We start from the raw sequence: 10,479 nt of genomic DNA, 5'->3' as shown, positions 1-10,479 counted from the left end.
AGGAGAGACTTGAACTCTCACACCTTGCGGCGCCAGAACCTAAATCTGGTGCGTCTACCAATTCCGCCACTTCCGCATCTATTCCTAACTGCTCTGATAAAAAGAACATTTAGGAATGGTGGCTACGACGGGATTCGAACCTGTGACCCCATCATTATGAGTGATGTGCTCTAACCAGCTGAGCTACGTAGCCAAAACCATATTTTTTGTTCTCAACGCTTTGTTGCCTTGTCGTTGGGAACGGCGCGCATTATGCGAAGTTGAGTGAGATCCGTCAACAGTTTTTTTTAATAAATTTCGGAAAAAGCCTCGTTCGCTTCCTTTTTAAACAAAGAGGCGTGTTTATGATCTAAAACTGGAAATAAATTAGCTTGCAGTTGCGTAATTTATTTTTGTTCATTTACTTAAGGTATTAAAAAAGCCAGCTTAACAGCTGGCTTTTAGTGTAAATGAAGTGTTTAGAATTCATTCATTTAATTAAACATTGAAGCGGAAGTGTACAACATCACCATCTTTTACGATGTAGTCTTTACCTTCTAGACGCCATTTACCTGCGTCTTTTGCGCCATTTTCACCATTGAATTGGATGAAATCGTCGTAACCGACTACTTCTGCACGAATAAAGCCTTTCTCGAAGTCAGTGTGGATCTTACCTGCCGCCTGAGGTGCAGTTGCACCAACAGGGATTGTCCAAGCACGTACTTCTTTAACACCTGCTGTGAAGTAGGTGTGTAGAGTCAGTAGTTCGTAACCAGAGCGAATTACACGGTTCAGACCCGGCTCTTCGATCCCCATATCTGCTAGGAATTCTTCGCGATCTTCATCTTCTAGTTCAGATAGTTCAGATTCGATAGCTGCACATACAGGTACAACGACATTGTTTTCTTTTTCTGCGAACTCACGAACCGCATCTAGATATGGATTATTTTCGAAGCCATCTTCGTTTACGTTTGCAATGTACATAGTTGGCTTCAGTGTTAGGAAGTTTAGGTAGCCGATTGCTGCTAACTCTTCTTTAGATAGCTCAACTGTGCGTGCCATGCCGCCTTCAGTTAGTACTGGTAACAGTTTTTCTAGTACGGTTAGTTCAAATTTTGCGTCTTTATCGCCGCCTTTTGCCTTCTTCGCGTTACGTTGAATCGCTCGCTCACAAGAATCTAGGTCAGCCATTGCAAGTTCGAGGTTGATCACTTCGATATCTTCGATAGGTGAAACTTTACCTGAAACATGAACAATGTTTTCGTTTTCAAAACAACGTACAACGTGGCCAATCGCGTCTGTTTCACGGATGTTAGCTAGGAATTTGTTACCTAAACCTTCACCACGTGATGCACCAGCAACAAGACCAGCGATGTCCACGAACTCCATCGTCGTTGGAAGAACTCTCTGTGGGTTAACGATCTTAGCTAGTGCGTCTAGACGTAGATCTGGCACAGGAACCACACCAGTGTTTGGTTCAATGGTACAGAACGGGAAGTTTGCTGCTTCGATACCCGCTTTAGTTAGTGCGTTGAACAGAGTTGATTTACCTACGTTAGGTAGACCAACGATGCCACATTTAAAACCCATGATAGTAACCTTATTCAGCTTTGAACGTGTGGAGGCGATTTTGTGCTTTAGATAGGCCATCCTTAATCAGGATATCTAGACAACGAACAGCCTCATCAGCTGCTGCATCTAAAAGCTCTTGCTCTTTAGCTGGCGCTTTACCTAATACAAAACCCGCCACTTTATCTTTGTGTCCCGGATGACCAATGCCAATACGAAGACGATAAAAATCTTTGTTATTGCCCAGTTTGCTAATGGTGTCACGCAGACCGTTGTGTCCACCGTGCCCCCCACCTTTTTTAAACTTAGCGACACCTGGCGGTAAGTCTAGCTCGTCATGAGCAACCATGATCTCTTCAGGTTTAATTTGATAAAATTTCGCAAGCGCTGCGATCGATTTACCTGATAGATTCATGAAGGTGGTTGGGATAAGCAAACGGAGATCCTGGCCATTGACCATAATGCGTCCTGTTAGACCAAAAAACTTTGGTTCGTTCTTCAGTGTAACGTTGTGAACGCGTGCTAATTCTTCTACAACCCAAGCGCCCGCATTGTGACGAGTTCTGGCGTATTCTGGTCCTGGATTAGCAAGACCAACAAGAAGTTTGATTTGTTGACTCAAGGTTAGGATCTCTCTGGAATCTCAAAAAGCGCAGTATGATAGCACAGAAAACTCGCGGTGGGCGACCAAGGGATTTTCTAGTTATCAGTACAAATAAAAAAACACCCCAAAGAGGGGTGCTTTTGAAATCAGTGTAACTGAAATGTTCGTATTAGTTGAACATTGCAGAGATTGACTCTTCGTTGCTGATACGACGAATCGCTTCAGCTAGCATGCGAGATAGGCTTAGTGTTGTCACTTTACCTGTTGCAGCCATCTCTTTAGACAGAGAGATAGAGTCAGTTACGATAACTTGGTCAAGAACTGAGTTCTTGATGTTATCCGCAGCGTTGCCTGAGAATACTGCGTGAGTAGCGTAAGCGAATACACGCTTAGCACCGCGCTCTTTTAGTGCTTCAGCTGCTTTACATAGTGTGCCACCTGTGTCGATCATGTCATCAACGATCACACAGTCACGACCTTCAACATCACCGATTAGGTTCATTACTTCAGAAACGTTTGCACGTGGACGACGCTTATCTACGATTGCGATGTCGATGTCGCCTAGTGCTTTTGCTGTTGCACGAGCACGAACAACGCCACCTAGGTCAGGAGATACCACTACAGGGTTATCTAGACCGCGAGCCTGCATATCTTCAAGTAGCACTGGCGTGCCGAAGATGTTGTCTACAGGTACATCGAAGAAGCCTTGAATTTGCTCTGCGTGTAGGTCGATAGTTAGAACGCGGTCAACACCAACGTTAGATAGGAAATCAGCAACAACTTTTGCAGTAATTGGCACACGCGCAGAACGTACACGACGGTCTTGGCGAGCGTAGCCGAAGTAAGGGATAACTGCAGTGATACGGCCTGCTGAAGCACGGCGCATTGCATCAATCATAACAACCAATTCCATTAGGTTGTCGTTAGTCGGTGCACAAGTGGATTGAATGATGAAAACATCGCTACCACGAACATTCTCATTGATTTGAACTGCAACTTCGCCATCAGAAAAGCGAGAAACAGATGCATCACCAAGAGAGATGTAAAGACGATCAGCAATACGTTGGGCTAGTTCAGGTGTTGCGTTACCAGCAAATAGCTTCATATCAGGCACGGTGGAAACCTCGGGTTTGCGTCCAGTTTAAATAGGTCGGTGTGAGGCTGATTGGTATTCAGCCAAAGTCTCTTTTAATGGCGAAATATTGCGCCCTTGAGCGACAAATGCCGAGACTTTATCAGAGAGTTGTGCAAGGATAGTTTCTGCTTCAGATTTGCTCGAAAATTCAGCAAAAACGCAAGATCCTGTCCCCGTCAATCTTGACGGCGCGTATTGTAGCAGCCAAGAAAGTTGCTTATCAACCTCTGGGTAGAGCATTCGTACAATTTTTTCGCAATCGTTTACGCTTGGCGTATTTAAAAGTGTTTCTAGATCTCGTTTTGGGGTGTTTCGCGTCAGATCTGGATGACAAAAAACGTCGACGGTTGCGATAGATACATTCGGTCTGACGACTAAATACCATTTTTCTTCGGGATAAGCAGGAGAGAGTTTTTCACCAACACCTTCAGCAAAAGCTGCAAATCCGCGCACAAATACGGGCACGTCTGCGCCTAGTTTTAAACCTATTTCAGCCAGTTCGTCGTCAGTTAGATTCAGTTGCCATAAGTAATTCAGTGCCACTAATGCTGTAGCTGCATTCGATGAGCCCCCACCAATGCCTCCACCCATAGGCAGCACTTTCTGTAGCTCAATATGCGCGCCAAAAGGGCAGTTTGAGTAAGTTTGAAGCGCGGTTGCTGCTTTCCAAATTAAATTGTCTTGAAGAGGCACACCTTCTATCTCTGGAGAAATCGTAATATCACCAGAATGGTTCGCTTGAATGGTGAGCTCATCGCCGTGATCGACGAATTGGAATAACGTTTGTAACTCGTGGTAGCCATTCTCTGTACGGCCGTTGATATATAGAAAGAGATTCAATTTCGCTGGTGATGGCCAGCGTGTTGAAAGTTCAATCATTGGGTGATGTTCCATTTTGTGATCACTAGATTTATTTTGACATCAGCTGTGGTGAGTTTCAGCTTATTTGGCAGAGGGAGAGACTGTTCATGCCATTGAACGTCGCCATATCTTTGATATGCAATACTCCAATCATTTAAACCAATTTGTTTGTTTAACGCTTGCAGTGTATTGGTTGGAGACAGTTGGAATTTGTCGGCATCGGTCGGTAGACCTAATAGCCAGTCAGGCATGTGATCGACGGGCATCATCAACCCTGTAAGACGGTAAATCAGCTGGTTAGCACTGCGAGAAGAAAGGACCTGATCGTCGTAAGTTTCTACTGTGGCGCCTTGTGGGGTGATGGTGAGCTTTAATGCCGTTTGTCCGAGAATCGTTGTTAAACGCAACTGGCTTAGTGTTGAAGAATGTTTCCAGTAGAAGTTTAAATTTTGTCTTTGGTCTGGGCCAATATAACCAAGTTTCCCCGTTGCTTGAAAATCTTGGATGGTTTCGAGTCGCTGCTCATGAGCTTGCCATTCAACGCTGGTAACACTTTCAGGAACGGACGAACAACCAGCGAGCAGTAAGCTCGACAAGAAAAAAAGAATAAAGGAGCGTAACGTCATGTTTGATGGCTTATTAATCAGTTTCATCGGGAATCGCTCACAACTATAGCATTGAAAAGTCGCACTTAGGAAAACAAATCCGGCTTACCCTTTCAATAAATGCGTGCTTACAGTAAAATTCTGGACCTATTTTATAACCTATCCCAGAGATACCACGTTAGATGTCCTTGCTTGCTATTGGAATTAATCACAATACAGCGTCTGTCGACTTGCGAGAGAAGGTGGCGTTTGGTCCGGATAAACTCGGCCCTGCACTCGAGCAACTTAGAGAGCACGAAGCAGTTAACGGCAGTGTGATTGTTTCAACCTGTAACCGAACTGAGTTGTACTGCGATGTTAAGCAAGGAGCGCGAAACAAGTTGATCGATTGGCTTGCTCAATTTCATCAAGTGAGCCGCGAAGATTTAATGCCGAGTTTGTATGTTCATGAAGAACAAGCTGCAATAAAGCATTTGATGCGCGTATCGTGCGGTCTTGACTCTCTGGTGTTGGGTGAGCCTCAAATTCTGGGGCAGGTAAAGCAAGCATTTTCTGACTCGCGAGATCATCAAGCTGTCGATGCCTCGATTGATAAACTGTTTCAAAAGACGTTCTCAGTCGCCAAACGGGTGAGAACAGAGACAGATATTGGTGGTAATGCCGTGTCCGTGGCTTATGCGGCATGTACACTGGCAAAACATATTTTTGAGTCGTTATCAGATTCAACCGTGCTTTTAGTTGGTGCGGGTGAGACGATTGAATTGGTCGCGAAGCATTTAGCGTCCAACGGTTGCACAAAAATGATTGTCGCGAACCGCACTAAAGAGCGCGCGCAAGGCTTAGCGGACCAATTTGGCGCAGAAGTGATCAGTTTGAACGAAATTCCTGAACATTTGGCGAAAGCGGACATTGTGATTAGCTCAACGGCGAGCCCATTGCCTATTATTGGCAAAGGTATGGTCGAAACAGCTCTAAAGCAGCGCCGACATCAACCTATCTTGTTAGTCGATATTGCGGTGCCGCGAGATGTAGAGTCGGAAGTCGGTGAACTGAACGACGCATATCTGTATTCTGTTGATGACTTGCAATCTATCATCGACAGCAACATTGAGCAGCGTAAAGTCGAAGCGATTCAAGCTGAAGCGATTGTTAGTGAAGAAAGCGCTGCATTTATGACATGGTTGCGTTCACTGCAAGCCGTCGATAGTATTCGCGACTATCGCAAATCAGCCAACGAAATTCGTGAAGAGTTACTGAGCAAAAGTTTGCAATCTTTAGCGGCAGGCGCAGATCCGGAGAAAGTGCTGCGCGAGCTGAGTAATAAACTCACCAACAAACTGATTCACGCTCCAACTCGCGCATTGCAAAGTGCAGCTGAGCAAGGCGAACCAGCAAAATTAACGATTATCCGCCAAACACTTGGCTTGGATGATCTATAACTCACGCTTTTTATTAAGAAAACGACACTATGAAAGCCTCTATTCTGACTAAGCTAGAAACGCTAGTAGAACGTTACGAAGAAGTTCAACATCTTCTTGGTGATCCTGATGTAATTGGAAATCAGGACAAATTCCGTGCTCTATCAAGAGAGTACTCTCAGCTAGAAGAAGTAACCAAGTGCTTCCAAGCTTATCAACAAGCACAAGAAGATCTTGTCGCCGCTGAAGAGATGGCAAACGAAGACGACGAAGAAATGCGTGAAATGGCGCAAGAAGAAATCAAAGAAGCGAAAGCGACGATTGAGCGTCTTACTGATGAGTTACAGATTCTTCTTCTGCCAAAAGATCCGAACGATGATCGTAACTGTTTCCTAGAAATTCGTGCAGGTGCGGGTGGCGACGAAGCGGGCATTTTCGCGGGTGATCTATTCCGTATGTACAGCAAGTACGCAGAAAAGCGTGGCTGGCGCATCGAAGTCATGTCTTCTAACGAGGCAGAGCACGGTGGTTACAAAGAGATGATCGCGAAAGTAAGCGGCGACGGTGCATACGGCGTGTTGAAATTTGAGTCAGGCGGTCACCGTGTACAGCGTGTTCCTGCAACTGAATCTCAAGGCCGTGTGCATACTTCTGCTTGTACAGTAGCAGTAATGGCGGAAATCCCTGAAGCGGATCTGCCAGAAATCAAAGCAGCAGACCTGAAAATCGATACGTTCCGTGCATCTGGCGCAGGTGGTCAGCACGTTAACACCACGGATTCTGCAATCCGTATTACCCACTTACCAACGGGTACGGTAGTAGAGTGTCAGGATGAGCGTTCACAGCACAAGAACAAAGCGAAAGCAATGGCGGTTCTTGCTGCTCGTATCGTTCAAGCGGAGCAAGAGCGTCGTGCGGCAGAAGTATCTGACACACGTCGTAACCTACTAGGTTCTGGTGACCGTAGTGACCGTATCCGTACTTACAACTACCCACAAGGTCGTGTTTCTGATCACCGTATCAACCTAACCATCTACCGTTTGAACGAAGTGATGGAAGGTGATCTACAAAGCCTGATCGATCCAGTAGTTCAAGAGCACCAAGCAGACCAACTAGCGGCGCTAGCTGAGAACGGCTAATCGATGAGCCAAGTTCAATCTATTGAGCAAGCACTGAAAAGTGCGACGGCAATTCTGACAGAAGGCGGCAAAGAGTCGCCTTCTCTCGATGCAGCTGTCCTTCTTTGCCATGTCCTTGGCAAACCAAGAACCTACCTACTGACCTGGCCAGAAAGAGCATTAGAAACCGAGCAACAAGCTCAGTTTGATGCACTATTAGCACGACGCATCGCTGGTGAGCCGGTGGCTTACATCATTGGTGAACGTGAGTTTTGGTCGTTACCTCTTAAAGTCTCGCCATCCACATTGATCCCAAGACCAGATACTGAACGTTTGGTTGAAGTCGCATTAGATAAGACTTTCGGACAAACGGGACCGATCTTAGACCTTGGCACAGGAACTGGCGCGATAGCTTTAGCATTGGCGTCTGAGATGCCAAATCGCCAAGTGATGGGCATCGATCTTAAGCAAGAGGCGAAAGAGCTGGCTGAGCACAATGCGTCGCAATTAAACATCAAAAATGTGACGTTTGATCAAGGTAGTTGGTTCGAACCTATTGCCAGCGGAACAAAGTTTGCTTTAATTGTCTCCAACCCACCGTACATCGACGAAAAAGACCCACACCTCTCTCAAGGAGATGTGCGTTTTGAACCAAAATCGGCGTTGGTTGCCGATGAGAATGGTCTCGCGGATATTCGTCATATCTCTGATCTTGCGCGTCAATATTTGCAAGAGGGTGGGTGGCTTGCTTTCGAACATGGTTATGATCAAGGTGAGGCGGTGCGTGAGATAATGCGTGGCTTTGGTTACCAACAGGTCGCTACGGAAAAAGATTATGGCGGTAACGATCGAGTAACGCTTGGTTGTCTGGCCAGTTAATCATGGAAGTCAGCAAACACTAACTAAAAAGAGAAGAAAAATGTACGTAGCTCTAAAACACATACACTTAGTGACGATCGCTCTCAGTGCGACGCTACTATCGATCCGATTCGTGTTAATGATGATGAACTCACCGAAGCGAAATAATCGCTTTTTGAAAGTGTTTCCCCACATCGTTGATACTGCATTGCTAGTGTCAGGTATCGCGCTTATTTTCATTACTGGTTTCATCCCGTTTACCGATGCCGCACCGTGGTTAACAAACAAAATCACCTGCGTACTGGCGTACATTGCGCTTGGATTCTTCTCATTGAAACTTGCGAAAAACAACCTACTGAAGATATTTGGCTTTTTCGGCGCATTAGGTTGGTTGGTCATGGCTGCAAACATTGCTGTGTCTAAGAGCCCTACGTTATTTGGATAGACGTCATGTTAGAGTTTTTTGACGAAGATTTTGACAATATACCGTTGGTGGAAGGTGCGCTTGAGCTAAACAAAGCGATTAACCCAGAAACCAAAGTACATTGGGCGAAACAAGAGTTAGAGCGTCTTTACAAAGATGCAGAAGCCACGCTTGTTCATGAAACCGATGAAGAGCAACGATTTGATGCATTCCTACGACTGTTTTTCCACGAGTGGGGGTTTAAAGGCGACGAGCAGGAATACTTTATTTCGGACAACAGCTTCATCGATAAAGTGTTGGAGCGCAGAAAAGGTATTCCTGTGAGCTTAGGTTCGATTTTGTTATACCTAGGCAAAAAGCTGGGGTTCCCGTTGAAGGGAGTTACTTTCCCTACTCAGTTCCTGTTAAAAGTCGACTGGATGCATAAGAAGCCAGACTACATCAACCCATTTAATGGTGAGTATGTAGGTGAAAGGATTCTTCAAGCTTGGCTTATTGGCCAAGAAGGACCGCTAGCTCAGCTAAAGCCTGAACATTTTGAGGAAGCTGACAACCCAACAATTATTGGTCGCTGGTTGGCGTTGATTAAAAGTGCGATGTTGCGTGAAGAGCATTATACGCTGGCATTACGTTGTACAAATCTTGCTCTAACATTTGTGCCAGATGACCCATACGAAATTCGTGACCGTGGTTTTATTTTCCAACAGCTAGAGTGCCCTCAAGTAGCGGTATCAGATTTTCAGTACTTTATTGACCAATGCCCTGACGATCCGGCTTCCGAGCTACTAAAATCACAAGTTAATGTGATGAGTGAAACGCACGTCACACTTCACTAATTTTATCGATGTGCCGAACGGTGGCGTATCGTGGACAGAAAAAGAGAATCAAAATGGAACAGAAAATCGTTAATATCGGCGACATTCAGGTTGCTAACGACAAGCCATTCACCCTATTTGCAGGTATGAACGTTCTTGAGTCTCGTGATCTTGCGATGCAGATCTGTGAGCACTACGTAAAAGTAACGGAAAAACTTGGTATTCCTTACGTATTTAAGGCGTCGTTTGACAAAGCAAACCGCAGTTCTGTTCATTCATACCGTGGTCCAGGTCTGGAAGAAGGTATGAAAATCTTTCAGGAGCTGAAAGACACTTTTGGTGTAAAGATCATCACGGACGTTCACACTGAAGCGCAAGCTCAACCTGTCGCTGACGTGGTAGACGTTATTCAGCTTCCTGCATTCCTAGCTCGTCAAACTGACCTTGTTGAAGCTATGGCTAAAACAGGTGCGGTTATCAACGTGAAGAAACCTCAATTTATGAGCCCTGGTCAAGTGGGTAACATCGTTGAGAAGTTCGCAGAATGCGGTAACGACAAGATCATCCTATGTGAGCGCGGTTCTTGCCACGGTTACGATAACCTAGTTGTAGATATGCTTGGTTTTGGTGTGATGAAAAATGCTTCAAAAGGTAGCCCAATCATCTTTGACGTAACGCACTCACTACAAATGCGTGACCCATCAGGCGCAGCATCTGGCGGCCGTCGTGAGCAGACAGTTGAGCTTGCAAAAGCGGGTCTAGCGACAGGCATCGCAGGTCTATTTATCGAAGCGCACCCAAACCCAGACCAAGCGCGTTGTGATGGCCCATCTGCACTGCCTCTAGACAAGTTAGAGCCATTCTTAGCACAAATGAAATCGCTTGATGATCTAATCAAGAGCTTTGCAGATATCGATATCAAGTAAACGCCAGATGACTGGTGGTAACAAATACTATAGCCAACCGAGTGTTGGCTATTTTTTTATCTGAAAAACTGTAAATTCTCAAACTTGTTACTGATGAATTTGTTATTGCTAAACAATGCATCATAATTATTAAATCAATGTGTTAGGGTGCACGTGGTTTTCAAATA

The 10,479-nt window shown here is 45.3% G+C and carries 11 protein-coding genes and 1 tRNA gene; 6 read left to right on the top strand and 6 right to left on the bottom strand.

What is annotated here, in order from left to right; genetic code table 11:
* Positions 1 to 116: 116 nt before the first annotated feature.
* The 6 genes from R7D93_RS23790 to lolB form a co-directional block, all read right to left on the bottom strand.
* Positions 117 to 193: transfer RNA gene (locus R7D93_RS23790), tRNA-Met, on the bottom strand.
* Positions 194 to 477: 284 nt separating this feature from the next.
* Entirely contained in the window at positions 478 to 1,569 is a 1,092-nt protein-coding gene (gene ychF, locus R7D93_RS23785) for a redox-regulated ATPase YchF (protein ID WP_005393178.1), read from the bottom strand.
* Positions 1,570 to 1,579: 10 nt separating this feature from the next.
* Positions 1,580 to 2,170 (bottom strand): aminoacyl-tRNA hydrolase, encoded by a 591-nt coding sequence (pth, locus tag R7D93_RS23780; RefSeq protein ID WP_005384112.1) that lies wholly within the window; start codon positions 2,168 to 2,170, stop codon positions 1,580 to 1,582.
* Positions 2,171 to 2,321: 151 nt separating this feature from the next.
* On the bottom strand, positions 2,322 to 3,266 hold the full coding sequence (locus tag R7D93_RS23775; RefSeq protein ID WP_005393176.1) for a ribose-phosphate pyrophosphokinase: 945 nt from the start codon (positions 3,264 to 3,266) through the stop codon (positions 2,322 to 2,324).
* A 27-nt stretch (positions 3,267 to 3,293) separates the two neighbouring features.
* Entirely contained in the window at positions 3,294 to 4,166 is an 873-nt protein-coding gene (ispE, locus tag R7D93_RS23770) for a 4-(cytidine 5'-diphospho)-2-C-methyl-D-erythritol kinase (RefSeq protein WP_213869001.1), read from the bottom strand.
* Entirely contained in the window at positions 4,163 to 4,801 is a 639-nt protein-coding gene (lolB, locus tag R7D93_RS23765) for a lipoprotein insertase outer membrane protein LolB (protein WP_005384106.1), read from the bottom strand. Before lolB ends, ispE begins: the two co-directional genes overlap by 4 nt.
* 134 nt (positions 4,802 to 4,935) lie before the next feature.
* Between lolB and hemA the strand changes: the two genes are divergently transcribed.
* Genes hemA through kdsA form a run of 6 tightly spaced genes read left to right on the top strand, consistent with a single transcriptional unit; the run spans position 4,936 to position 10,312 of the window.
* The gene (gene hemA, locus R7D93_RS23760; RefSeq protein ID WP_005384104.1) at positions 4,936 to 6,192 is read left to right on the top strand and encodes a glutamyl-tRNA reductase; all 1,257 of its coding nucleotides are present in this window, start codon (positions 4,936 to 4,938) and stop codon (positions 6,190 to 6,192) included.
* Between the two features lie 29 nt (positions 6,193 to 6,221).
* Positions 6,222 to 7,310, top strand: a complete 1,089-nt coding sequence (gene prfA, locus R7D93_RS23755; RefSeq protein ID WP_213869000.1) for a peptide chain release factor 1 — start codon at positions 6,222 to 6,224, stop codon at positions 7,308 to 7,310.
* A 3-nt stretch (positions 7,311 to 7,313) separates the two neighbouring features.
* The gene (gene prmC, locus R7D93_RS23750) at positions 7,314 to 8,168 is read left to right on the top strand and encodes a peptide chain release factor N(5)-glutamine methyltransferase (RefSeq protein ID WP_213868999.1); all 855 of its coding nucleotides are present in this window, start codon (positions 7,314 to 7,316) and stop codon (positions 8,166 to 8,168) included.
* A gap of 40 nt (positions 8,169 to 8,208) precedes the next feature.
* Positions 8,209 to 8,592, top strand: coding sequence for a SirB2 family protein (locus tag R7D93_RS23745; RefSeq protein WP_005382225.1), 384 nt, complete (start codon positions 8,209 to 8,211; stop codon positions 8,590 to 8,592).
* Positions 8,593 to 8,597: 5 nt separating this feature from the next.
* Positions 8,598 to 9,407 carry a SirB1 family protein gene (locus R7D93_RS23740; RefSeq protein ID WP_005384098.1) on the top strand — a complete coding sequence of 270 codons (810 nt, stop codon included), beginning with the start codon at positions 8,598 to 8,600 and terminating at the stop codon, positions 9,405 to 9,407.
* Positions 9,408 to 9,460: 53 nt separating this feature from the next.
* Entirely contained in the window at positions 9,461 to 10,312 is an 852-nt protein-coding gene (gene kdsA, locus R7D93_RS23735) for a 3-deoxy-8-phosphooctulonate synthase (RefSeq protein WP_005384095.1), read from the top strand.
* Positions 10,313 to 10,479 lie beyond the last annotated feature (167 nt).

The organism is Vibrio sp. YT-15 (assembly GCF_033337445.1).
Taxonomy (GTDB): Bacteria; Pseudomonadota; Gammaproteobacteria; order Enterobacterales; family Vibrionaceae; genus Vibrio; species Vibrio alginolyticus.
This window is presented reverse-complemented; position numbering and strand designations above follow the sequence as displayed.

What these genes read in the sequence shown, in the direction of transcription:
- ychF (WP_005393178.1), bottom strand. Translation starts at nt 1,569, where the DNA reads ATGGGTTTTAAATGTGGCATCGTTGGTCTACCTAACGTAGGTAAATCA.
- ispE (WP_213869001.1), bottom strand. Translation starts at nt 4,166, where the DNA reads ATGATTGAACTTTCAACACGCTGGCCATCACCAGCGAAATTGAATCTC.
- lolB (WP_005384106.1), bottom strand. Translation starts at nt 4,801, where the DNA reads ATGAAACTGATTAATAAGCCATCAAACATGACGTTACGCTCCTTTATT.
- hemA (WP_005384104.1), top strand. Translation starts at nt 4,936, where the DNA reads ATGTCCTTGCTTGCTATTGGAATTAATCACAATACAGCGTCTGTCGAC.
- prfA (WP_213869000.1), top strand. Translation starts at nt 6,222, where the DNA reads ATGAAAGCCTCTATTCTGACTAAGCTAGAAACGCTAGTAGAACGTTAC.
- prmC (WP_213868999.1), top strand. Translation starts at nt 7,314, where the DNA reads ATGAGCCAAGTTCAATCTATTGAGCAAGCACTGAAAAGTGCGACGGCA.
- R7D93_RS23745 (WP_005382225.1), top strand. Translation starts at nt 8,209, where the DNA reads ATGTACGTAGCTCTAAAACACATACACTTAGTGACGATCGCTCTCAGT.
- R7D93_RS23740 (WP_005384098.1), top strand. Translation starts at nt 8,598, where the DNA reads ATGTTAGAGTTTTTTGACGAAGATTTTGACAATATACCGTTGGTGGAA.
- kdsA (WP_005384095.1), top strand. Translation starts at nt 9,461, where the DNA reads ATGGAACAGAAAATCGTTAATATCGGCGACATTCAGGTTGCTAACGAC.